Origin of the sequence: Neptunomonas marina, assembly GCF_004005935.1 — a bacterium.
Taxonomy (GTDB): domain Bacteria; phylum Pseudomonadota; class Gammaproteobacteria; order Pseudomonadales; family Balneatricaceae; genus Neptunomonas; species Neptunomonas marina.
In genome coordinates, this window is the sequence record NZ_SACQ01000002.1 from 115,225 (window position 1) to 140,339 (window position 25,115).

The following is a 25,115-nucleotide window of genomic DNA, read 5'->3' on the forward strand; positions in this document are numbered from 1 at the left end:
GCGTCATCTTGCCGTCACAAATTAACGGCAAGATGAGCACTATCGGATGTTGGAGCTGCAGGCAGGACGCCAAGTCAGCAAGGACAGCCAAAGGATGGCTGCAAGGAAGCCCGTTTGCACAACCGGCTGATACTAGCTATCAGCCGGTTGCTCCTCACCCATCACTTCCAGACTATCCACACGTTGATAGCCGCGCGGTAGCTTGTTACCCCGGCGGCCACGCTCACCTCGGTAGTGATCAAGATCAGCAGGTTTCAGCTTCAGATGCTGCTTACCAGCACTCACCTGCAAGGTTGCGCTTGGTGACAACAGGGCAAGTTGCGTTACCAACTCCTCACGTGCTGCAGCACGCACGGTAGGAATATTAATGATCTTATTGCCTTTACCCCGCGCAAGCTCCGGCAAATCCGCAACGGGGAACACCAACAAGCGCCCTTCATTCGTGACCGCGGCGAGTAACGCATCCGCATTGGTCACTGGGATAGGCGGCAATACCTGTGCTTTTTTCGGTAACGTCAGTGCCGCTTTACCGTTCTTTGTCTTGCTGGTTAGATCGTTGATCGTGGTGACAAAGCCGTAGCCGGCATCCGATGCGACCAGCACTTTATCCGACAGCTTACCCGATACCGCAGCGTCAATCGTCGCACCTTTCGCAAGGGTGATTTTACCGGTTACCGGCTCCCCCTGACCGCGCGCAGAGGGCAGTTGATGGGTTTCCAATGTGAAGCTACGGCCGGTGGAGTCAAGCAGGATCATCGGCTGGTTCATACGCCCTTGGCAGGCCAGCTTAAAACCATCTCCTGATTTATAGTTCAACCCAGCGGCATCCACTTCATGGCCTTTAGCAACCCGCACCCAGCCCTGCTTAGAGATCACCATGGTGACCGGGTCGGCCGAGAGCAGATCCTTCTCACTGAAGGCTTGCGCTTCCTGACGTTCAACAATCGGGGAGCGGCGAGCATCGCCATATGTTTCGATGTCTTCGCGAATCTCTTTCTTGATCAAGGTACGCATACGCTGATCAGAACCTAGAATCAGCTCAAGACGCTTACGCTCCTCTTCTAGCTCATCCTGTTCTGATTTGATCTTAAACTCTTCCAGTTTAGCCAAGTGGCGCAGTTTAAGATCTAGAATGGCATCGGCTTGAATGGCGCTTAGCCCAAAGCGGTTCATCAGCTCGGCTTTAGGGTCGTCCTCGTAGCGAATGATCGCGATCACCTCATCAATATTGAGGTACGCCACCATCAAACCTTCGAGGATATGTAAGCGATCCATCACCTTATCGAGTCGGTGCTGCAGGCGGCGACGCACAACTTGTGTACGCCAGCTGAGCCACTCAGTGAGAATCTGACGCAGGTCCTTCACCTGTGGTCGACCATCTACACCGATCATGTTCATATTGACACGATAAGTGCGCTCCAAATCGGTGGAGGCAAATAGGTGCGCCATTAACTGCTCAACATCCACACGATTCGAGCGCGGCACAATCACCAAGCGCGTGGGATTCTCGTGGTCAGATTCATCCCGTAGGTCAGACACCATCGGCAGTTTTTTCTGCTGCATCTGCTGGGCAATCTGCTCCAGCACTTTAGCACCGGAGACTTGATAGGGCAGCGCCGTAATGACGATGTCGCTTTGCTCGCGTTGATAGACCGCACGCATTCTTACCGAGCCGCGCCCCGTCTCATAAAGCTTACGCAGATCGCTGCGTGAGGAGATGATCTCAGCATCGGTGGGCATATCCGGCCCGGGCACAAATTCACATAGCTCAGCTAGGTCCGCACGCGGATTCTCAAGCAGGTGGATACACGCCTGCCCCACTTCACGCAGGTTGTGCGGCGGGATATCGGTTGCCATACCAACAGCGATACCCGTACCGCCGTTGAGTAATACGTTGGGCAAACGCGAGGGTAGCGTTACCGGCTCAGATAGTGTGCCATCAAAGTTTGGCTGCCAATCAACGGTTCCCTGCCCCAACTCTTTCAGTAAAACTTCGGCGTACTTTGCCAACTTCGCTTCGGTGTAACGCATCGCGGCGAAGGATTTAGGATCATCCTGCGAGCCCCAGTTACCTTGCCCATCAATCAATGGGTAACGATAGCTAAACGGCTGCGCCATCAGCACCATCGCCTCATAACAGGCGCTATCACCGTGAGGATGATATTTACCCAACACATCGCCCACTGTGCGGGCAGATTTCTTATATTTTGCTGCCGCTTTAAGGCCCAGCTCCGACATAGCGTACACAATGCGGCGCTGCACCGGTTTCATGCCGTCACCGATATGCGGTAGTGCGCGATCCAAAATTACGTACATGGAGTAATCCAGATACGCTTTTTCGGTAAAGGCTTTTATCGACAGGCGCTCGATGCTGTCATCTACAATTAGTTCACTCATGTTTCTTTATCCGCCCGCCTATAGCTCCGCCAGATTACCTTTACTTTCTAACCAACTCTTACGATCTGCCGCCCGTTTCTTCGCCAACAGCATATCCAGCATTTCATGCGCATCGTCCTCTGCAGACACGGTAAGCTGCACTAAGCGGCGCGTATCAGGATCCATGGTTGTTTCGCGCAGTTGCATGGGGTTCATCTCGCCCAACCCTTTAAAGCGCTGTACGTTGATCTTCACATTTTTACGCTCGGCGCGCAGACGCTCCATCACCCCTTCGCGTTCGTCATCATCCAGGGCGTAGTAGACCTCTTTGCCAGCATCGATCCGATACAGCGGCGGCATCGCCACAAAGACGTGGCCGGCATCCACCAGCGGTTTAAAGTGGCGCAGAAACAGCGCACAGATCAGCGTCGCGATATGGGCGCCGTCAGAGTCAGCGTCGGCAAGAATGCAGATTTTGCCGTAGCGTAGACCATCTAGATCGGCGGACCCCGGCTCCACACCCACGGCGACAGAAATATCATGGATCTCTTGGGAGGAGAGAATCTGGCCAGAGTCCACCTCCCAGGTGTTCAGAATTTTACCGCGCAAGGGCATGATCGCTTGGAACTGCCGGTCGCGCGCTTGCTTAGCTGAACCGCCAGCAGAGTCACCCTCAACAAGGAATAGTTCAGAGCGCATCGCCTCAGAGCCTGCACAATCGGCAAGCTTACCCGGTAGCGCTGGCCCCTGAGTCACCTTCTTACGCACCACTTTTTTACTGGAGCGCAAACGGCGCTGTGCGTTGGCGATAACCGATTCGGCTAGCTTCTCGCCCTCCTCAACATGGCTGTTAAGCCACAACGAGAAAGCATCTTTTGTCACACCAGAGATAAAAGCCGCAATATGGCGGGAGGAGAGCCGCTCCTTCGTTTGTCCAGCAAACTGTGGGTCACGCATCTTCGCCGACAGAATATAAGCACAGCGCTCCCAAATATCATCACCCGTCAGCTTAACGCCGCGCGGCAATAGGTTGCGGAACTCGCAAAACTCCCGCATCGCCTCCAATAAACCGGTACGAAAACCATTAACATGCGTGCCGCCTTGCGCAGTGGGGATCAGGTTCACAAAGCTTTCACACGCTAGCTCACCGCCCTCTGGCAACCACTGCACTGCCCACTCTACGGCATCTTCATCGCCCGTCAGAGCACCCACAAAAGGTTCAGCAGGTAGTGTTTCATAGACTTGCGTAAGGCCTTTTAAATACGCACTCAAGCCATCTTCGTAGTACCAAGTTTCTTGCTCTTTCTTACCGCTGCTCAGGTCGGTGAAAGTGACTTTAAGACCAGGGCACAGTACAGCTTTTGCTCTTAAGTTGTGCTTTAAGCGAGAAACACTGTATTTGGGCGAATCAAAATATTGCGGGTCAGGAAGAAAGCGCACGCTCGTACCGCTGGCACGTTTGCCGCAGGTGTCGACCACTTCCAAGTCGGATACCTTTTCACCATCAGCAAAGGCGATCTGGTAGACCTTTCCTTCGCGCTTAATCTGTACTTCAAGTAACTTCGACAACGCATTAACAACGGACACCCCAACCCCATGTAAACCACCGGAGAAGCTGTAGTTATCGTTGTTAAATTTACCCCCTGCGTGGAGCCGTGTAAGGATCAGCTCAACACCACTCACCCCCTCTTCTGGGTGGATATCAACAGGCATTCCGCGGCCATCATCAGATACCGTTAGCGCGCCATCTTTGTGCAGCGTAACGTCGATCTGCTTGGCGTGGCCCGCTAAAGCTTCATCGACTGAGTTGTCGATCACTTCCTGAGCTAGGTGGTTTGGGCGATCCGTTTCGGTATACATGCCCGGGCGGCGCTTGACGGGGTCTAACCCGCTGAGCACCTCAATCGCGTCTGCATTATATTGCGTCGACATGGATGGAAATTTCCTGTAGCTAAAACGTTGTCGATTCTATGATTTACTGACTGGCAGCAAGCTCAGTCGCCGGTGGCAGCGCCACCGTGCCGCGGCCAAACGCCACAATGGCTGGCATAAGATCCTCAAAGCGATCAAAGCCATGACTGCCTCCACGCTGTACAAACTGCTCTGCACCGTCCAGATACTCCGCACCTTCACGATAATCGAGCGTTTCATCTGCCGTTTGGGTCAGCAGCAAAAACCGCTCATGCTGTGTAATGCATGGTAGCGCCAGCGCTTCTAGCTGGTGGAGATGCGTGGGGGTTAATGTGTAACGCTCGTGGGTGTAGAGATTTTCATTTTCTCCCAACCAATCAGCCAGTAGACGATGTGGATAGATCGCTGGATTCACCAGTACCGCACGGCACTGTTTATATCGTTCAGTTAACCAAATACTGTAGAACCCACCTAGTGAGCTACCCACCAATGTTACTTTCTGGCCGGGCACCTCTTCAATCAGCGCCTCAACACTGGCAACCGCTTCACTCGGCCAGTGGGATAGCGCAGGCACGCGATAGTCGATATCTGGGTGCTGGGCAGCCAAGTACTGCCCTAACAAGCGTGCTTTGATAGAGTCAGGCGAGCTATTAAAGCCGTGCACGTAGATGATCATGTGGCGTGACATACTGGTTATCCTTACAGCATTTTAACTGAAAACTACCGAAGCTCTTGGCACGATGCAAGCCCAGATAACGCTAGACGAGTGGGACGCGCTCCACCGCGCTCTTGAAGCAACCGTTTGAGTCTAGTTCAAACCAGCGATAGGCGGGAAGAGATGCATCACCACGAAGCTCAATCTGCGGTGTTGCTTGGAAGCTCACAAATTGTGCGGCAGTGGCTGGCGTAGAGATCAGCTGAGCCTCGGCCAGTGCCAATTCATGGGCTTGATGTAAGTGCCCACATACAACTAATTTCAGTGCATTGCTGGCGTAACGTTCAACGATGGAGAGAAATTCAGTACTGTTACCCAAGCGAATCTCATCTTGCCAACGGCTACCTACCGGTAGCGGCGGGTGGTGCAGCGCCACCATCTGAAAGGGCGCTTTTGGGGCCTGCAAAAAGTTTGCTAGCCGCTCCAATTCGGCGTCTGCAAGTGAGCCGCTACCCACACCATCGGGTTGGCTTGTGGAGTCGAGCAGCAAAATATCCCACGGTGCCATAATAAGCCGCTGCTGAGCAAGCTCAGTAAAGCGCTGCATCTTGCTAGCATCGTCATGATTGCCCGGCAGCCAGCAACGCTGCTTAGCAAGATGGCGGGTTGCCATTTCAATCCGCTGATAGGCACTCTCGTAGCCGTGATGGGCTAAATCCCCTGTCATCAACAACAGATCGCAATCAGCATGTTCCTCTCTAATGGCGGCCAGTACCGCATTAAAGCGCACCTCTGGATCGACGCCATTGTGAAATGTATCAGGCGTTTCTTGGAGGTGAAAGTCGGTAATTTGAATGAGTTTCATGACGCAGGATAGGCCAGATAAATAGGCTCGTGATGCTGCCCATAGCGCAGACAGTGGCTAAGCCATTCACCTAAGTAATGGTTCAACTGCGCTTTTTCATCCGGTTGAAACATCTGATGATTCGGATAGCTATACGCACCTGAAAACTGGCGCCGTTCGGTGTGGATAACTTCCGCCATGCCTGCATCGTGGTAAAGACGTACCAACAGTGTTGGTGCATCAAGCCAGGGTGTGGCTGCACTGCTTTGTGAGACTCGCAGCGTCGTTGTATAGGTAAAACGCTCCATGACCTCGATGCGTACCGCAGACTGCTGCTCTTGTGAGCTGATCGAGAACTCACGCGCATCCTGATGTTCTAGGTCGGGCATCAGTTTATTCACACGTGCGTAGTTTGCCTCGCAGATCGACATCTGCCGCGTAAGATCCGGAACGTATTTGCGCCTCATCAAGTTAGCTCCACTCGCGAATCAAGCGCTCGCGGTGCAACTGCAGCCATTGCAGAGCGATAATAGCAGGAGCGTTATCAATAACTCCCTGCGATAACATCGCGAACACTTCTGCCGTCTTAAACTGATGAACCTTGATATCCTCGCCCTCCTCTTCAAGCCCGTGACAGCCGCCTAAAACAGCCGCATCCACTTGAGCACAGAAGATATCAATATACTCACGCGCACCACCGGGGCTTGGACTAAAGCGATAGAGATGCTCGATTCTCTCAATCTCAGCGCCAGCTTCTTCGATGCTCTCGCGGCGGGCCACGCCTTCTAACGTCTCCCCCTCATCCACAACACCTGCAACCAGCTCCAGCAACCAAGGACTATGCGGATGATCAATCGTGCCAATACGAAACTGTTCCACCAGCACCACAACATCCTGTCGCGGATCAAACAGCAACACACACACGGCATCGGGGCGCCAAAACAGATCGCGTTTAATCGTGATCTTGCCGCCCTCAAATTTTGGTAAAGTGATTTCAAGCTCTCGCATCTGATAGAAGCTTTCGCAAATCACCTCGTCACGCTCAATCTGCAGATCGTTATTGCAGAATTGAGGCTGCCAACTCTTTTGCATAGGTCCTCCTTAAGAGTGAGAAAATATACCACGGCACTGGCGAACCCTATGGTATTATTTATAATCTATAAATATATATTTATTCGATAATAGAATATGAAAACAACGCTTCGGCGCGGCAAAATAGACGATATCTTAGCCACGCAACCAATGGTTCGCTGGCTACAGCACTACGATAGCAGCAGCCTCTTCAATGATCTGATGGCTGGTATCGTTGTGGCTATTCTAATCATCCCTCAAGGTATGGCGTATGCGTTGCTGGCAGGCATGCCTGCAGAATATGGGCTTTATGCCAGCATGCTGCCACTGTTCTGTTATGCACTGCTAGGCAGCAGCCGCTCCCTTGCGGTAGGCCCGGTTGCGATCGCATCCCTGATGGTGACATCCGCACTCAGCGAGTTCGCTGCACCAGGTTCTGCGGCTTATATCCAAGCGGCTATCAATCTCGCCTTGCTGGTTGGGCTGTTCCTATTCCTGATGCACCTGCTAAAGCTCGGCAGTATCGTGAACTTTATGAGCCACTCTGTCATATCTGGGTTTACCAGCGCGGCTGCCGTGATCATTGCACTCAGCCAGCTCAAACATCTACTCGGATTAGAGATTGAACGGGGCGACTTTCTCGCTTCGCTAACCCAAACAGCCAATACACTGCCGAACTCCGATGCTGATACGCTCTTGGTGGGCATCAGTTCGATTATGGTGCTGCTCATCACCAAAAAGCCACTGTGCTGTTTGCTCAAGCGCGCAGCAGCGCCAAGCTGGTTAGCCGAAGCCGTTTGCAAGGGCGGGCCGATGTTCGCCATCATTGCAGGTATGGTGCTGGTCACGTGGCTGGATAGCGCGTCAGTGGCGATTGTGGGTGAAATACCGAGTGGCATCCCCGCTCTCAGTTTAAACTTCATCAACCCAACTTTATGGCAAGATCTATGGATGCCCGCGCTGCTTATCGCGCTGATTGGTTACGTGGAGAGCGTATCAGTGGGTACCGCGCTGGCCAGTAAACGCCGCGAACGCATCGACCCAAACCGAGAACTCCTTGCACTGGGGGCAGCTAATATTGGTGCAGCCGTTAGCGGCACGTTTCCGGTTGCTGGGGGCTTTGGCCGCTCGATGGTTAACTTTAGCGCAGGTGCACAAACAACAATCGCCTCGTTGATCACGGCGGTGCTCGTTGCTCTGGTCGTTGCATTTTTCACGCCGCTGCTCACCAACCTACCCACCGCAACACTGGCCGCAATTATCTTACTGGCGGTCTTGCCGCTGATCGATATCAGCAGTTTGCGCCAAGCGTGGCGCTATAACAAAGGCGACGCGCTAACGCTGGTCGCCACCTTTATTGCGGTGCTCTTACTGGGCGTAGAGCTGGGCATTGTATTGGGTATTGCGCTCTCGATCGCGATCCTACTTAAACGTACGAGCCAACCACATATCGCGATCATTGGCCGCGTGGGCGCATCGGAGCATTTTCGTAACATTGAGCGCCATGATGTTTCCACTCACCCTGATATTCTGATTCTGCGTGTTGATGAGAGCTTATTTTTCGCGAACACACGCTATGTCGAGCAGTTTATTCTGGCGCACATCGCCCAGCACCCAAACATCCGACACACCCTAATCAACTGTGCGGCTGTGAATGATATCGATGCCAGCGCGCTTGAGACCCTCGAAAACCTTAGCCATCAACTGCACAGCGAAGGGATCTGCTTACATTTCTCAGAGATTAAAGGTCCGGTAATGGACCGTTTGGAGCGGGTAAAATTTGCCGATCACCTAGCCTGTGGCGAGATCTTCTTCACCACAGATGAGGGCGTCAGACAGCTTGAAACGCAGTGTTAACTCTGTAGGCACGGCACCTATTGCCGTACCTCGCTAAGAGAGGCGAACTTTGCGGCGGCGCGAAATAAATAAGGTGTTGCCGCCCTCTTTCTTTGCTTGCTTCTTCGCCTCAGCAGCAAGCTCGGCCACTTCATGGTAGCTTTCACAGGCGTAAGGGTCTGGAAAAACAATACCAATCGCGAGACTCAATATCTGGTGGAAGCTACGCTCTTGGGCACGATTCACCGCCCAAATCCCCCCCTCTTGCAACTCTTTTGGCGCATAATACTCCCGCACCTCATCAGCGAACTCATCAAGGATCTGCTGGCAGCGCGCGGCATAATCAAGGCACCCAAAAATCACCACGAAGTCATCCCCACCGATATGCCCCACAAAACAGTCACTCGAGGTAATACAGCGCTTAATGATCCGCCCTAATAGCTGAATAACCTGATCACCCTTGGCGTAACCGTAGTAGTCATTGAAGGGCTTAAAGTCATTGAGATCAAAATAGGCAACCCGAAACTCCAGCGCTTGCTTTAAGCGGCGATCGATCTCTCGATTGATCGGTACATTCCCAGGCAGCAACGTGAGTGGGTTTGAGTAGGTAGCGTTTTGAATCTTGAGATCAGTAATACGCTTGAGCAGGTCACGCAAACTACCAACACCAAGGTAGACGCCATCTTGCACAATGATAATTTCGCTAGTCAGGTGCGCAGTATCTTGGTTCGTTAACTGATAGGACACCTTAGATAGCCCAACATAGCTCTCCACCACCAGCATATCTTGTGACATCACACTGGATGCCGGTTTTTTCTCGTAGAGCGCCCGACCATATTGGGCGGAGAACAGCTCTAACAAGTCTTGGCGGCGCACAATCCCTACAGGTATCCCGTTGTTCAAAACCGGTACTGCATCGAGCTCGGGCGTCTTTTTAAAGAGCCGATCAACCTCGTGCAGCATCTGCGTTTCGTTCACAGCTGGCATGGTGCGACAGAGCGAAAGCACCGTTTCGTCCTCGCTCATGCGGGTCTTCTCCTCCATGCGGCGCGCACGATTGGAGAGAAAATCGCTGTGAAAACGGCTGGGCTCCGGATGCGGCTTACCGAGCAGAAAACCCTGCCCGCGGCTGACTCCCAGCTCAATGAGCGTATCTAGCTCCTCTTTCGTCTCAATCCCCTCAGCGATGAGTTCGCACTGCAACTTCTTCGCAATGGAGACAATCGCTAAGATGAACTCCCGCTTCACCATATCGCGATCAACGCCGCGCACAAAATGCTGATCGATCTTGACGCATTCAGGCTGCAACTCCGACCACATACGCAAGCCAGAATAGCCAACACCAAGGTCATCTATGGCCACCTGAAAGCCCATTTCACGGTAGTATTCCACCGCCGCTCTGGAGAGGCCAAAATGGTCGTAGGGTTGCTTTTCCGAGAGCTCAATAACAATACGCTCACGCTCGATCTGCATCTTTTCGAGCAGCGCTAACGTCATCCCTTTTTGATGGTCGGAGGAGGCCAACAGCGAAGCACTGATATTTAGGTACAGCTTGCCAGGCAGTTTGAGCGCGGCGAACCGACTCAATGCTTGGCTGCGGCATACCAGCTCAAGCTCATGTAGTCGCCCCATGGCGATGGCGGTCTGAAAGAGCGCATCAGGGGTGAATAACAGGCTATTTTCTGGGCCTCGGGACAACGCTTCATGCCCCACTGCATCGCCTGTTAAAAGGTCAAAGATCGGCTGAAAGTAGGGCGTTATCGCTGCACTATCGATAATCTGCGACAACACCTGTTCTGCTTCGGACAACGAGCGAGCTTCTTGAAGTAACGGCATTTTACTGAGCGATAAACAAGCTTAGGATTGGTTAGATTATGTTCAAATAATGACAAAAAGATGACAGCAGATAGGCTACTGTCGTTTACCTCTAACCGATGTCCGAATCAAACTCAACGTCTAGTAATGACAGCACCTCGTCAAACGGCGCTGGTCGGGCGAGCAGGTAACCCTGCCCCATTTCACAGCGGTTTTCACGCAAAAACGCCAACTGCTCTTGCGTTTCAATTCCTTCCGCCACCACCTTGAGGCCAAGCTTATGCGCCATAGCGACGACCGCAGCGGTGATCTCCATATCGTTTTTGTCATGGGGAATATCGCGTACGAAAGATGCATCAACCTTTAGTTGATCAAAAGGTAGCGCCTTTAGGTAACCCAGCGACGAATAGCCAGTACCAAAATCATCAATCGCCAGTGATACACCTAGCTCTTTTAAACGGTCCAACGTAGAGCGTACTAACTCGACATCATCCATTAACATCGACTCGGTGATCTCAAGCTCAAGATTAGCCGCAGGAAAGCCGCTTTGTTTTAACGCATTATCAACCTTCACCAGCAATTGCGGATCAAAAAACTGCCGCATTGAGAGGTTCACCGCCACACTGATGTTATGGCCACCCCGCAATAGCCGCTGACCATCGGCGCACGCTTGCTGCAAGATCCAATCGCCTAATTCAACGATCAGACCTAGCTCTTCAGCCATGGGAATAAACTCAGAGGGTGGGATGCGGCCGCGCTTTGGATGCTCCCAACGTACCAGGGCTTCAAGACATACAGGCTGCAACTCACTGAGAATATTCCATTGGGGCTGGTAGTGAAGACAGAACTCATCATTCTCTAATGCGCGGCGCAACTGCTGCTCCATCTCAACACGATGAAGTACCTCTTCGTTCATCTCCGGCGTAAAGAACTGATAGTTATTGCGGCCCTCATGTTTGGCACGATACATAGCAAGATCAGCGTTTTTCATCAAAACAGACCAGTCGTCACCGTCCAAAGGAGCTAATGTAATCCCCAGCGAGACCGTCACATCGACCTCAGTATTACCCAGATAGATGGGCTGACATAGCGCTTTAAGAAGCTTGTCTGCGACCACTTGCGCCTCTTTAGGCCCGCTCACATCTGGCAATAGCGCAATAAATTCATCGCCACCAAGGCGGGCAATGAAATCGGAGTTACGCAGTACGTAGCGTAAACGGTCTGCAACCGTTTGTAGCAGCCTATCCCCTACATCATGCCCTAGCGTATCGTTAACCTGCTTAAAGTTATCGAGATCAAGATAGAAGAGCGCAAATAGGGTATCTCGACGGGCAGCTTTTTTAAGCTCGCTTTCAAGCTGCTCACGGAACAACCGGCGGTTCCCCAAGCGCGTTAGTGGGTCATAGAACGCGAGCTGCTCGATCTGCTCCTGCGTTTTCTTCTGGGCAGAAATATCTTCGCTCACACCGATATAGTGCGTGATATTCCCCGACTCATCTAAGATGGGTGAGATCGACAGCATCGACCAATAAGGTTGACCCGATTTCGTCTTGTTGCGTATTTCACCGTGCCAATCATGACCTGCTTTGATCGTTTTCCACATATCTTTGTAGAAATCGCCTTCCATCTCGCCGGCGTTAAGCACCGCTGGTGTTAATCCTCGGACCTCATCAAGGCTGTATCCTGTGACCTCAGTGAACTCTTCGTTCACATACTCAATGGTGCCGTGAGCATCGGTAATCAGCACCATAGTCGGACTTTGCTCAACGGCGCGCGAAAGTTTCTGCAGATCGCCCTCTACCTGCTTGCGCTCAAGCGCTAAGCTCACCAAACGCCCCGCCTGCTCCATACGCGAAAGATCATCGCTGTTTGGTGAGCGTGGAGTCTCGTGGTAGATGGTAAAGATCGCCACCACTGCGCCACTAGAGCCAATAACCGGATGCGACCACACCGCACCAATGTTCGCTTTGTGGGCCAGCTCAACATAGGGTGCCCAGTATGGATGGCTATTTACATCATCCACAATGACCTGCTTACCCGTCGCAGCCGCCGTACCACAAGACCCAACGCCCACACCAAATTCGAGTCCATTGATCGCTTCATTGTAGAAATCAGGGAGGCTTGGCGCTGCGCCATGCATCAAACGGCGCTTTTCACGATCGATCAATAGAACTGAACAGCGGCTATCAGGACACACCTTTTCAAAACTACGTGTCACTTCTAGGAGGATTGCAGGCAGTGCTACGCCGCGAATAATCATATCGAGAATACGATTACTCTGCTTCAACAACGCATTCTCGTAATAGCGGCCTGTGATATCCCGATCAATCCCCAGCAAACCCACAATTTCACCACGACTATTACGCAAAGGTGTTTTCACACTCTCAAAGAGAAACGGCTCACCTTCTCCATTGTGAAGCCATGTTTCACGACAAAGTGTTTTCTCTTTTTTGTAAACTTCTTGATCTTGCTCGACGATCATCTCTACTGGCGTATCAGCAAACACGCGCCCTACCATCTCTCCAACGGTCGAACTATAGGTACGCCCTGTGAAATTAACAAACGCCTGATTGCACTCAATATACTGACCACGCCGATTCTTGGCATAGATAAGATCGGGGTTACTATTGAGAAGCATACGCAACAGCATCGCTTCATCCATTCCAGACAACGAGTTGCGGTGTAAAATGGAGGAGCCTGGTCGGAATAAGAAGAAATAGGCTAGCCAAGCTAGAACGGCAAGCGCAGGTAAAAGTGATAGATATAACAGCGTTGATAGCGGCGCGTCCGCCTGCTTAATTTCCGCGCTCTGTGGTATCTGATGAAGCTCGATACCAAAACGATCCATGGCTAGTTTGTTAAAAACAGCATGGCTAGCTTGATCATTGAGATACGGTAACTCGCTTGGGGCAGTACCACGCATAATGCGCTTAATGTAGCCTGCCACCAGCCTACCGCGTGGTTCTGCACTCTCGGCGTAACCACCTACCGCTCCCTGCTCAACCAGCCGAACGTCCGTTGTGTAAACCGGATGATCTCCTATATTTAGCAGAGTGAGCATCGCTGCTGGCGATAGACGCGACACTTGATTTCGCCCACCTGCTGAAGTCGAGACAATAACGCCCAACTCATCCAGCCCCGACGTGTGTCTAGGCAACTGCCTCACGTCCCACTGAGATAAGAACTCAACATGTAGCGGCCGCGCCAATAAAGCTTCTGCCGACGCAGTGCGCTGTTGCTCTAGGGCGACCTGCGCGCTGCCATCACCTACCACCAGCATATGGGAGCTATCAGGGTGCAGTTTAGCCGCTAATTCAATCGTTCGCGCCAGTGGATCTAACGAGATAACCCCAGTTAGCAATGCATCTTGGCGCACTTGCTGTTCATCTATCTGCCCGGCAAACACCCCCGCTAGAATCGCAGGCGTACCTGCAAAAAGAGTGTCACGATGCCGCTGGAAAAACTCAAAAGCGGGTATACCGTTCAACACGATGACAGCGGGATTGGCGAGATTTTTTTGATTTATCTCCTGCAACAGCAGTGGTGATGTCACTTCGCTACTGTAATGATTGCTATCGAGACTAATCGTTCTCAGCTCCGGGAACAGGTCGCTGGCGGCGCTCAGTCCATTATGCAAACCCGCTAAAAACTGCTCAGACTGAGCAACCCCTGTATGGTAAGAGTCGATAACAAGGACGAAGTTATCCTCTTCAGAGACGGATTGCCCTGTGGCTGAAAAAGCGAAAAGCGCACTACAGCAGACAATGAGTTGGACAAATTTCCCGAACACTAAACGCATACACTCTCATCGTTAAAAACAGATAGACCTTAAAATACTTTAGTTGCTAATTAACGACGATACCAAGCAAGCTAGTGCGCAAAGCTGCGCAGCGCTTGAATCTCTTCCTTCCATAAAGTCTCGTCAATCGTTTCTAAAACTAAAGGAATGCCACGGAAGCGATCATCTTGCATGATGTACTGGAAAACGGGCCAGCCAATCTCACCTTGGCCAAGACTTTGGTGACGATCCACACGGCTTCCCTGCTCTACTTTGGCATCGTTCAAATGCATCGCGTACAAATAATCAAAGCCAACGATGTTTGCGAAGGAATCGAACGTCGCTTCACAATCAGCCTCCGTTCTCAAAGCGTAGCCTGCCGCGTGGATATGGCAAGTATCGATACACACCCCCACCCGACTTTGGTCATCAACTTGAGCAATAATGTGTGCTACTTGCTCAAAGCGATGGCCTAAATTACTTCCCTGCCCAGCCGTTGTTTCGATCAGTGCTTTAACCCCTGCTGTTGCCTCAAGCGCGAGGTTAATCGACTCCGCAATACGCGCCAAACACTCGCTCTCTGGGATTTTTCGCAGGTGACTACCCGGGTGGAAGTTCAAATAGCAAAGACCCAACTGCTCGCAGCGCTGCATCTCATCAATAAAAGCACGGCGGGATTTCTCTAACGCTTCGGCATCGGGATGGCCTAGATTGATCAGGTAACTATCGTGAGGGAGTATCTGCTCAGGCATAAAGCCAAGCTTCTCACAACGCTCCTTGAAAAGCTTGATACTACGACTGGTTAAGGGCTTAGCCTCCCAGCGGCGCTGATTTTTGGTAAATAGCGCAAAGGCGTTCGCCCCAAGCTCATGCGCATTGAGCGGAGCGTTCTCGACTCCGCCCGCGGCACTGACATGCGCACCAATAAAATAGGGTTTCAATGCCATTAGAGCTTACACGCACCGCCTAAGCAGTCATCAAAATCCATACTCTCTAACTCTTGGCGTTCAGCTTGAGCCGCTTGAATACGCGTAAACAGCTCCTGCTCCATGGCACTGCCTTGCTCTGCGTCTGCGCGCTGACAGATGGCAACCAAGGCGTTTAGCTCATCTAATGTAAAATCGTTCATAACTTTCCCCTACTTTCTATTGTATTAATTTTCGACCGCTTCGAGATGATCGATTAACAGCTGCACGGTGCGCTGCCCCCGAAACTCGTTTACATCTAGCTTGTACACAGCACGCACGCTCTGCACACTTTCATTGGGCCAAAGCATCATATCGGCGTTGAAGTGAATCGCATCAACGGTATAACCGGTGTCACGCTCCATCAGCACCATTTTAAGATGCTTTTGCCCCACGACTCGTTGCTGCACTAGCCGAAATTCACCATCAAAGAGCGGCTCAGGAAACTGATGCCCCCAAGGGCCTGCGTCGCGCAGCTGTTCAGCAAAAGCGAGTGTCATCTCATCGCCACGCAGCACACCATCAGTCTCGATGCGTTGCTCTAAGTCCTTATCCGATAGCGTTTGCCGCACGACACGGTCAAACGCTTGGCGAAACGCTTCGAGTTTATCTGCCTGCAGCGATAAGCCTGCCGCCATTGCATGGCCACCGAACTTGCTGATCAGGCCCGGATTGGATGCCGCAATCTGATCTAAAGCATCACGAATATGGAGCCCCGGAATCGAGCGGGCAGACCCTTTAATCTCTCCGTTGTCACCGGGCGCGAAGGCGATCACAGGGCGATGGGTACGCTCCTTAATACGGGACGCCAAAATACCCACGACGCCCTGGTGCCAGCTTTCATCGAAGAGGCAAAGCCCAACCGGCAGATTTTCGGTTTCGAGGCTCAGTTGGCCTAGCCACTGTAGCGCTTGCTGCTGCATATCTTGCTCAATGCCACGCCGCTCGAGATTGAGCGCATCGAGCGTTTGTGCAAGCTCGCGGGCATACTCTTCATCTTCCGCTAGTAAGCACTCAATGCCGATCGACATATCCTCTAGTCGGCCCGCCGCATTAAGCCGCGGCGCCAAAGCAAAACCCAGATCACTTGCCGTTAAGCGCTCACGGCGCCGCCCTGAGATCTCGATCAGCGCCAGAATTCCCGGCCGCGCCTGACCTGCCTTGATACGCTGCAAACCTTGATACACCAGCGTTCGATTGTTGTGCTCTAAGGCCACCACGTCCGCGACGGTACCCAGTGCCACTAAATCCAGCAGGTTGGCCAGATTGGGAACAGCGATCCCCTGCTGCTCGAACCATTGCTGCGCCATCAGCTCACGGCGCAGGGCGATCAGAATATAGAAGATGACGCCCACACCGCAGGTCGATTTAGCAGGGAAGCTGCAACCTGGCTGATTAGGGTTCACGATAGCAGCAGCCTCCGGTAGCTCACGCCCCGCCAAGTGGTGGTCAGTCACAATCACATCGATACCATGCTGCTTAGCATGAGCCACACCTTCGCAGCTGGATATACCATTATCAACCGTCACGATGAGATGGGGGCTTTGCGTGGCAGCAACATCGACGATTTCCGGGCTTAAGCCGTAACCGAACTCAAAGCGGTTGGGCACTAGATACTCGACATCACGGCAGCCCATCATACGCAGCCCGGTTATCGCAACGGCGGTACTTGTTGCGCCATCACAGTCAAAGTCACCTACTATCATGATGCGTTCACGCGCTTTGAGAGCACTCACCAAACGGGCAACAGCAACATCAACCCCTTTCATCTGAGAATCGGGAAGCAACTCCTTGAGATTGCGGCCCAACTGGTCAGTTGCGGTAATACCGCGCGCTGCATAGATACGTGCTAATGCAGAGGGCACTTCAGAAAAGATCGGCAGTTGAGTATCACTCACTTGCCGCCGTGTTATCGTCACCTGTTTCACGTATTGTCCTTGAAAACTCTGATCAGACAAAAAAGCCCGATAAAAATCGGGCTTTTTCACAGCTAAGCAACCATCGCTTAATCGTGCATGTGGCCAGCCATAAAGGCTTGTACTTGCGCGATATCGTTATCGATCACAGATACACGCTCCTCACGCTCAAAGAGGTCTGCCATATGTGGTGGTAATTGCGGCGCATCTAAGCCCGCCTTCAACACCGCATCTGGGAATTTAACCGGATGAGCGGTTGCCAATGTAATCATAGGTACAGACGCATCACGATTACATTCACGGCCCGCTTTCACACCAATCGCTGTGTGTGGATCTAGCAGGTAGCCGGTCTCTTCATAAACAGAGGCAATCGTTGCGCAGGTATCTTCATCGTTAACCGCAGCACTATCAAACAGCTCACGTACGCTATCCCAACGCGCACCATCGAGCTTGACCGGGCCCGACTTAAAGCGATCCATCAGATCAGCAATCGCTGCACCATCACGGCCATACACATCGAACAGCAGACGTTCGAAGTTAGAAGAGACCATAATATCCATCGACGGCGATAGGGTATGCTCCAGCGTACCTTTAGACATATCGTTACCGCTGATCACACGGTGCAGAATATCGTTACGGTTCGTTGCAACCACCAACTGCTTAATGGGTAAACCCATCTGCTTCGCCAAGTAACCGGCAAAGATATCGCCAAAGTTACCTGTTGGTACAGAGAAGCTCACTTCACGATATGGACCGCCCAGTGCTAGCGCTGCAGAGAAGTAGTAAACGATCTGGGACATAATACGCGCCCAGTTGATACTGTTAACTGCGCCCAACTTACGGCCATTCAAGAAGCTTTGATCGGCAAAACTGTCTTTGACCATCTGCTGGCAATCGTCAAAGTTACCTTCCAGCGCGATATTGAAGACATTGTCTTCCAAGATCGTCGTCATCTGACGGCGCTGCACCTCTGATACACGGTTGTGAGGGTGCAAAATAAAGATATCCAGGTGGTCACTATGGCGGCAGCCTTCGATCGCAGCCGAGCCTGTATCGCCCGATGTAGCCCCCATGATAACCAAACGCTCACCACGTTTCGCTAGGGCATAGTCCATCAAACGGCCTAGTAACTGCAACGCGAAGTCTTTGAACGCCAAGGTTGGGCCATGGAATAGCTCCTGAACCCACTCATTGGTGCCTAGCTCTTTCAGCGGCGCAACAGCAGAGTGACTGAAACCTGCATAGGTCTCATCGATCATTTTCTTCAGGTCAGAAGCTGCAACGCTATCGCTAACAAACGGCGAAATCACTTTAAACGCTAGCTCGGCGTAGCTTAGGTTAGCCCAGTTTGCTATCTCTTCCTTGCTAAAAGATGGCAGCGTTTCTGGAACATACAGGCCACCATCACTCGCCAAGCCCGCTAGCAAGACCTCTTCAAAGTTCAAAACTGGCGCGGTGCCGCGCGTCGAAATATATTTCATGACGTTTATCTCTTAAAGCTGCTCTACTCGAATACGTGTCACTTGACCGTGGACCGCGTCCAACGCTTCGATAGCTGCGATCGCTGCGTTCATCTTTCCTTCTTGAACACGCTGCGTCAGGATAATAACTGGCACCTGCTCTTCGCTTGTCTCTTTCTGGATGATCGCTTCGATATTGATACCTTGATCACCTAACTGCTGTGCAATCGTTGCGAGCACGCCAGGCTGTTCTTGCGCCTGCATACGTAGGTAGTACGCGGTTTCCGTCTGTTCGATAGGTAGAACAGGAGCATCAGAAAGCGACGACGGCTGGAACGCCAAATGCGGTACACGGTTATCGCGATCAGCTGTGAGTGTACGAACCACATCGACTACATCAGCAACCACAGCAGAAGCGGTCGGTTCAGCACCTGCACCCGCACCGTAATACATCGTTTGGCCAACAGCATCGCCATCGACCAGCACAGCATTCATCACACCGTTCACATTAGCCAGCAGAGCCGCCTCTGGAATCAAGGTTGGGTGAACACGCAGTTCAACACCTTCTTCTGTACGACGGCTAACGCCTAGATGCTTGATGCGATAGCCGAGCTCTTCAGCGTATGTCACATCTTCCGGTGTCACTTTGCTGATACCTTCTGTGAACGCTTTATCAAACTGCAGCGGAATACCAAAGGCGATCGATGACAGGATCGTTAGCTTGTGAGCTGCGTCAATACCCTCCACATCGAAGGTCGGATCCGCTTCGGCGTAACCAAGCGCTTGAGCTTCTGCCAATACATCAGCAAAGTCACGGCCCTTTTCGCGCATCTCTGTCAGGATAAAGTTACCCGTACCATTGATGATGCCTGCAAGCCAGTTGATGCGGTTTGCCGATAGCCCTTCACGGATCGCTTTGATAACCGGGATACCACCGGCAACAGCTGCTTCAAACGCCACCATGACATTGTGCTTTTGAGCCGCTTCAAAGATCTCGTTACCATGAACAGCAATCAGTGCTTTGTTTGCCGTTACGACATGCTTGCCGTTTTCGATTGCTGTCATCACGAGTTCACGTGCTACGTCATAGCCACCGATTAGCTCAACAACGACGTCGATTTCCGGATTTTTCGCAACATCAAAAATGTCACGTGTCACCTGTGTACCTTTCGTATTGCAGTTCGGGTTATCGCGACGAGCACCAATCTGCTCCACAATAATTCGACGCCCAGCTCTACGAGAAATCTCTTCTGCATTTCGGTGCAGAACATTAAAGGTACCGCTGCCTACGGTCCCTAGGCCACAAATTCCAACTTTTACCGGTTTCAAACCAATACCTCGCGTTTTACAAGCCAATCCGCCGCCATAAGAGGTTGCGAACAAAAAATGGGCAAACAGTATATCCGATAAGCTGAGTATTCTCTATTGAACGAGAGGGGATAAGTAAGAAAAACTAGACTAGGAAAAAAGGTTTAAAAGGCCGCTTTTTGCAGAAAAAAGCAGACAAAAAACACTGCTATGCAATGAGCAGCATGCAAAACGATGGCAGCCGCAATGTTCGCGGCTGCCTTTGCGAGTATATTACTCCGCAGTGATACCCAACATTGCAGCGAGACGCTCTGCTGGCACGTAACCCGGGATCAATTGCCCCTCTTGCGTGACGATTGCAGGCGTACCTGTAACACCTACCTCTTGGCCAAGTGCATATTGTTCAAGAACTGGGTTGTCGCAGGTTTTATTCTCTAGTGTTTGACGCGCTTTAGACGCTGTCATCGCAGCTTGTTTATCATCCGCGCACCAGATGCTTACCATCTTCTGATGTGCTGGCGAACCGGCGCCTTGACGAGGGAACGCTAGATACTCCACGGCGATACCCATCTCTTGAAGCTTCGGCACCTCTTGGTGCAGCTTCTGACAGTATGGGCAGTCAACATCTGTGAACACGTAAACTGATGCTTTCACAGGCCCCTGAGCTGGGAACGTCACTTTATCGTCCGCGGCAACCGCTTCAAGCAGCTCTTTACGCTGGCCATTTGCGCGCTGCTCTGTCAGGTTGACGAAGCCCTTGTCATCGCTCAGTTGGTAAAGTTGCCCCAATACAAAGTATTCACCTTTGGCATCGGAGTAGAGAACTTCACCAGAGCCCAGCTCTACTTCATACAAGTTTCCGATAGATGCAGGCTTGATCGAGTTGATCGGGATGCGCGCATCGATTTTACGGATCTGTGACTCGATAAGATCTGTCGTCGCATCCGCGCTCACATTAACAGCCATCAGCGCCAATGCGCCCGCTGCGATTAAACTTCTAGACATGTATCCCTCAACTCTCTTGAATTTAGATAGTCAGACGAACCTGACCCATTTAAGTTCCCAATTTAGCCACGCGGATGATGTGCTTGGTGTAGCTGCTGCAACCGCTCCTGCGCGACATGTGTATATATCTGCGTAGTAGATAGATCACTGTGTCCCAACAACATCTGAACAACACGAAGATCTGCACCGTGATTTATCAAATGCGTGGCAAAGGCGTGACGCAAAACGTGTGGCGATAACGTCTTATCGATACCGATCTCGCCCGCATAGCGCTTCACCCTATGCCAAAATGTTTGCCGAGTCATCACGCGCCCTTGCTGACTTGGAAATAATACCTCTAGGCTATGCCCCTTGACCAAGTCAGGCCTCGCTTGATCCATATATCGCTGAATCCATTCGATCGCTTCAGCGCCCAGCGGGACAAGGCGTTCCTTGTCGCCTTTACCCACGACCCGAATAGCACCTAGTGTCAGGTTAATCTGACTAAGCTCTAAACTAACCAGCTCGGTCACACGCAAACCGGTGGCGTATAACACCTCCAACATAGCGCGGTCCCGCACCCCCAACGCCGTAGAGGTATCCGGGGCATTTAAGAGCGCTTCCACATCATCTTCGGTCAGCGTTTTGGGTAAACGCCGCCCTTTTTTGGGCAGCTTAATATCGATAAGAGGATCACTAACGATATGATGCTCACGCACCAAAAAGCGATAAAAGCGGCGCGCTGCGGAGAGAAACCGGGACGTTGACGTTGCGCTAAACTGCTCGCTCACGCGCCAAACAAGATAGCGCTGCACGTCGGGTTTAGCGGCGTCAGACAAGGATAGGACACCGTGATCCTGCAGCCAGTTGGCAAGAAGCGAGAGATCACGCCGATAAGCGAGCTGAGTGTTTCGGCTCAACCCATCTTCTAACCATAAAGCATCAACAAAGCTGTTGATAAGTACAAGATTCGCCGCCGTGGGCGCTCTTTGCGTAAACCGCTGATCCAAGGCAACCTCTTAACGCAGCACTTTGACGTTAGCGATATTTTCGCGATAGATCGGAAAGGTGATATTACCCTGCTCCATGTGATGCTGTACGCTCACACGCTCTTTGTTCACTGCCACTAAGCGCCCCATCACCTCTTTACCAAAGCGTGTCTTTATCTTCACCTCACGCCCGATATAAGCAGGCAGCTCACTTACAGCTGTATTCATATAAGCGACTGATACATCGCTGTGCTCCAGCGCCACAACACCGGGGATAATTTCTCTCAAGCGCTTAGCGGGCTTCTCCTCAACCACCTCTTCCTCAATGACCTCAGCCGCCTCTACAATCGGCAATACTGGCGGTACATCCTCTTCTGAGTCACTCGCAAGCTCTGAGGTTGGCGCCTTCTCTGCAACACTATTGATCACCACCCAATCATCCTCACTGAGCTTTACCTGTTCCGCATTGATGGTCAATGCGACCTCCGATGGCGTAATAAGGGAGTCTTTGGCAACCTTAGTCCGTAGCAGTGCCTCAAGCGATACCGGCACGGCAGGTTCAAGTAATAGCTCGGCTTTTGAACCTGGCATTTCAATCGCGACTAGCGCCTGCTTTAACAACCTAGAGGGCTGTATATCATGCTCTAAAGCCCATTGATCAACACGCTCCGCCAAATAGCGTTGCTGCCCCTCACGTGATGCAGACTCAGGCAAGCAATAGTTTAAGCGGCGAATATTCATTCCTTTGTCGCGCACCCGTAAACGACTGTATGCCACGCGGCTGAGCGCCAGATCTTTACGCAACAAAGAGACGCCGTTGACGTTGCCTAGCCATAACTGAAGCTCTACTGTCGCTATACCAGTCATATCACCATCTAAACTGATTTTTAACTGCTGACGGTTTGCAGAAGGCTCAAATGCAATTTTAACCTCTCCAGGTTGCGCACCGTAACCGTACGCAAGCAGTGCTGCTGGCAGCAGGTCGTCTTGTAGTGCACAGAGCTGATCAGGCAATGTATCTGCTTTGGAGTAAGCCTTGGAGATACTCGGTAAGTTTATCGACAGCCCAGATGCTTGCAGAGAGAAAGGTTCGGTGAGATGGCCGTTGTACATCTGATCATGCGCGGTAAGGAAAAAGTGCCAGCTATTTCCCGCTATATTTAGTTTATCAATTGAGAGTAGCGGATTGTTCTGCTGATCTCTAACCGTGATATCAGACACCACCACCGGAGAGAACAGGAACGCTGAAACCTCTTGGTAATCAACCTTCGCGACTCCTTTAAACGGGCGAATCAGCGCATTAACGGCATCAGTAGCTTTTACCCAATAGTAGCCCTGTATCGCTGCTACGATCGAAATTAAGACTAACGGGTAAACAGCCCACTTAAGCCAACGCTTCATGCTTTCCCTCTTTTGAAGTGACCACTCAGGCAGTAGTTATACAGATACCGTAAGAAAATATACTAGTCCATAACGCAAAAAAGGTGACCATAGTCACCTTTTTCTTTACTGCCGCTTAAAGAGAGCTTAGCTCAACTTCTCTTTAATACGAGCAGACTTACCACTACGCTCACGTAGGTAGTATAGTTTAGCCTGACGAACGTCACCACGACGCTTCAGGTGAATCTCTTCAACTGTTTGGCTGTACGTTTGGAAAGTACGCTCAACACCAACACCGTGAGAAATTTTACGCACAGTGAAAGCTGAGTTCAGACCACGGTTACGCTTACCGATAACAACGCCTTCAAACGCCTGCAGACGGCTACGGTTACCTTCAACTACACGTACCTGCACAACAACTGTGTCACCAGGACCAAATGCAGGGACTTCTTTAGTCATCTGTTCAGCTTCAAGCTGCTGAATGATTGGTTTTTTGCTGCTCATCGCTCGCTCCTAATTTCCACCATCAGGCGTCTTAGCCTCATGGATATAATCTGTTAACAACTTTTGCTGCTCTGCGGACAACTCGATCTGATCCAGCAATTCAGGCCGCCTTTCGTATGTTCGGCCTAGCTGCTGTTTTAGACGCCAGCGTCTAATCTCTTCGTGGTTACCACTTAACAGCACATCAGGTACGCGCAGTTCATCGATTGCTTCTGGACGAGTGTAATGAGGGCAGTCCAACAAACCATCTGCAAATGAATCTTCGACTGCAGACGCTTGATGACCCAAAACACCCGGCACTAACCTTGATACGGCATCGATAATTGCCATGGCGGGTAACTCACCACCACTGAGAACAAAATCCCCTAAAGAGATTTCGGCATCGATCTCCGTTTCAATCAAGCGCTCGTCTATTCCCTCGTAACGGCCCGCTACTAAGATCATTTTATCCCAGGCAACAAACTCCTGAGCAATAGAGTGATCAAAGCGACGTCCCTGCGGCGAAAGATAAACAACCTGAGTATCATCACCCAGTGTTGCCTTCGCTGCATGGATTGCATCTTTGAGAGGCTGAACCTTCATCAACATACCAGGACCACCACCATAAGGGCGATCATCCACGGTGCGATGTTTATCGTATGCAAAGTCTCGTGGAGACCAGCATGCAACAGAGATTAAGCCTTCTTTTACTCCACGTCCTGAAACACCATGCTTAGTAATCGCATCAAACATTTCAGGGAAGAGCGATACAACGCCAAATTGCACGCGTTAAAACTCCGGGTCCCAATCGACCCGCATCGTACCTGCTTCCAGGTTAATTTCTTTAATCACTTGATCAGGCAAATAAGGAATCATACGTTCCTTACGATCAATACTCTCGGCATTCCCACGAACAACTAACACATCGTTGGAACCCGTCTCAATCAAGTGACTTACACGTCCTAGCAATTCGCCATTCAGTGTATAAACTGACAGTTTTTCTAGCTGGTTCCAGTAGTACTCGCCTGCCTCCAATTGAGGTAACAACGAGCGATCAACAGCGATTTCAGCACCACAAAATTGTCGTGCCACATCGCGATCACTTACACCAGCCAGTTTCGCTATTAAGCCCTTGCCGTGCTTCTTAGAAGCCTCGACCTCTACCGGTTTCCACTGACCTTCGATTTTTAACAACCAAGGCGAGTACGAGAGGATATTTTCCATCGGATCGGTATGTGAGTAGACCTTAAGCCACCCTTTCACACCATAGACCGACGTCAATTGGCCGAGTACAGCAATATTATTAGTTGTATTACGGCTCATAACCTATCCCGGTAAGCTTAG

20 protein-coding genes are annotated in these 25,115 nt (G+C 51.4%); 1 reads left to right on the forward strand and 19 read right to left on the reverse strand.

The genetic code is table 11. The annotated features are described in order from the left end of the window. Window positions 1-132: 132 nt before the first annotated feature. From parC to EOE65_RS05270, 6 genes are all read right to left on the reverse strand, one after another. A complete protein-coding gene (gene parC, locus EOE65_RS05245) occupies window positions 133-2,397 on the reverse strand; it encodes a DNA topoisomerase IV subunit A (protein WP_127693250.1) in 2,265 nt (754 codons plus the stop codon). 18 nt (window positions 2,398-2,415) lie between these two features. After that, window positions 2,416-4,308 carry a DNA topoisomerase IV subunit B gene (gene parE / locus EOE65_RS05250; protein WP_127693251.1) on the reverse strand — a complete coding sequence of 631 codons (1,893 nt, stop codon included), beginning with the start codon at window positions 4,306-4,308 and terminating at the stop codon, window positions 2,416-2,418. Window positions 4,309-4,351: 43 nt separating this feature from the next. Then, window positions 4,352-4,975, reverse strand: a complete 624-nt coding sequence (locus tag EOE65_RS05255) for a YqiA/YcfP family alpha/beta fold hydrolase (RefSeq protein ID WP_127693252.1) — start codon at window positions 4,973-4,975, stop codon at window positions 4,352-4,354. 70 nt (window positions 4,976-5,045) lie between these two features. Continuing rightward, the gene (locus tag EOE65_RS05260) at window positions 5,046-5,807 is read right to left on the reverse strand and encodes a metallophosphoesterase (protein ID WP_127693253.1); all 762 of its coding nucleotides are present in this window, start codon (window positions 5,805-5,807) and stop codon (window positions 5,046-5,048) included. Then, window positions 5,804-6,253: a DUF1249 domain-containing protein gene (locus EOE65_RS05265; protein ID WP_127693254.1), complete on the reverse strand. Its 450-nt coding sequence runs from the start codon at window positions 6,251-6,253 to the stop codon at window positions 5,804-5,806. The genes EOE65_RS05260 and EOE65_RS05265 overlap by 4 nt, the downstream gene beginning before the upstream one ends. Before the next feature lie 4 nt (window positions 6,254-6,257). Next, on the reverse strand, window positions 6,258-6,878 hold the full coding sequence (locus EOE65_RS05270) for an NUDIX domain-containing protein (protein ID WP_127693255.1): 621 nt from the start codon (window positions 6,876-6,878) through the stop codon (window positions 6,258-6,260). A gap of 96 nt (window positions 6,879-6,974) precedes the next feature. Between EOE65_RS05270 and EOE65_RS05275 the strand changes: the two genes are divergently transcribed. Continuing rightward, on the forward strand, window positions 6,975-8,714 hold the full coding sequence (locus EOE65_RS05275) for a SulP family inorganic anion transporter (RefSeq protein ID WP_240656920.1): 1,740 nt from the start codon (window positions 6,975-6,977) through the stop codon (window positions 8,712-8,714). A gap of 33 nt (window positions 8,715-8,747) precedes the next feature. Here the strand turns inward: EOE65_RS05275 and EOE65_RS05280 are convergent, their stop codons facing one another. The 13 genes from EOE65_RS05280 to rimM form a co-directional block, all read right to left on the reverse strand. Next, window positions 8,748-10,529, reverse strand: a complete 1,782-nt coding sequence (locus EOE65_RS05280; RefSeq protein ID WP_127693256.1) for a GGDEF domain-containing protein — start codon at window positions 10,527-10,529, stop codon at window positions 8,748-8,750. Between the two features lie 91 nt (window positions 10,530-10,620). Then, window positions 10,621-14,307: an ABC transporter substrate binding protein gene (locus EOE65_RS05285; protein WP_127693257.1), complete on the reverse strand. Its 3,687-nt coding sequence runs from the start codon at window positions 14,305-14,307 to the stop codon at window positions 10,621-10,623. Between the two features lie 71 nt (window positions 14,308-14,378). Next, window positions 14,379-15,233, reverse strand: a complete 855-nt coding sequence (gene nfo / locus EOE65_RS05290) for a deoxyribonuclease IV (protein ID WP_127693258.1) — start codon at window positions 15,231-15,233, stop codon at window positions 14,379-14,381. Next, window positions 15,233-15,415 carry a hypothetical protein gene (locus EOE65_RS05295; RefSeq protein ID WP_127693259.1) on the reverse strand — a complete coding sequence of 61 codons (183 nt, stop codon included), beginning with the start codon at window positions 15,413-15,415 and terminating at the stop codon, window positions 15,233-15,235. Before EOE65_RS05295 ends, nfo begins: the two co-directional genes overlap by 1 nt. 24 nt (window positions 15,416-15,439) lie before the next feature. Then, window positions 15,440-17,179: a single-stranded-DNA-specific exonuclease RecJ gene (gene recJ / locus EOE65_RS05300; protein WP_206052623.1), complete on the reverse strand. Its 1,740-nt coding sequence runs from the start codon at window positions 17,177-17,179 to the stop codon at window positions 15,440-15,442. 77 nt (window positions 17,180-17,256) lie between these two features. After that, a complete protein-coding gene (gene thrC, locus EOE65_RS05305; RefSeq protein WP_127693260.1) occupies window positions 17,257-18,648 on the reverse strand; it encodes a threonine synthase in 1,392 nt (463 codons plus the stop codon). A 12-nt stretch (window positions 18,649-18,660) separates the two neighbouring features. Then, the gene (locus tag EOE65_RS05310; RefSeq protein WP_127693261.1) at window positions 18,661-19,956 is read right to left on the reverse strand and encodes a homoserine dehydrogenase; all 1,296 of its coding nucleotides are present in this window, start codon (window positions 19,954-19,956) and stop codon (window positions 18,661-18,663) included. A gap of 252 nt (window positions 19,957-20,208) precedes the next feature. Then, entirely contained in the window at window positions 20,209-20,940 is a 732-nt protein-coding gene (locus EOE65_RS05315; protein ID WP_127693262.1) for a DsbC family protein, read from the reverse strand. Between the two features lie 62 nt (window positions 20,941-21,002). After that, complete coding sequence (gene xerD / locus EOE65_RS05320; protein WP_127693263.1) at window positions 21,003-21,929, reverse strand: site-specific tyrosine recombinase XerD; 927 nt, start codon at window positions 21,927-21,929, stop codon at window positions 21,003-21,005. Between the two features lie 9 nt (window positions 21,930-21,938). Then, window positions 21,939-23,309 carry an LSm family protein gene (locus EOE65_RS05325; RefSeq protein ID WP_127693264.1) on the reverse strand — a complete coding sequence of 457 codons (1,371 nt, stop codon included), beginning with the start codon at window positions 23,307-23,309 and terminating at the stop codon, window positions 21,939-21,941. A gap of 126 nt (window positions 23,310-23,435) precedes the next feature. Continuing rightward, complete coding sequence (rplS, locus tag EOE65_RS05330) at window positions 23,436-23,792, reverse strand: 50S ribosomal protein L19 (RefSeq protein WP_127693265.1); 357 nt, start codon at window positions 23,790-23,792, stop codon at window positions 23,436-23,438. Window positions 23,793-23,801: 9 nt separating this feature from the next. Further along, complete coding sequence (gene trmD / locus EOE65_RS05335; RefSeq protein ID WP_127693266.1) at window positions 23,802-24,557, reverse strand: tRNA (guanosine(37)-N1)-methyltransferase TrmD; 756 nt, start codon at window positions 24,555-24,557, stop codon at window positions 23,802-23,804. Between the two features lie 3 nt (window positions 24,558-24,560). Continuing rightward, window positions 24,561-25,094 carry a ribosome maturation factor RimM gene (gene rimM, locus EOE65_RS05340; RefSeq protein ID WP_127693267.1) on the reverse strand — a complete coding sequence of 178 codons (534 nt, stop codon included), beginning with the start codon at window positions 25,092-25,094 and terminating at the stop codon, window positions 24,561-24,563. Between the last annotated feature and the right edge of the window lie 21 nt (window positions 25,095-25,115).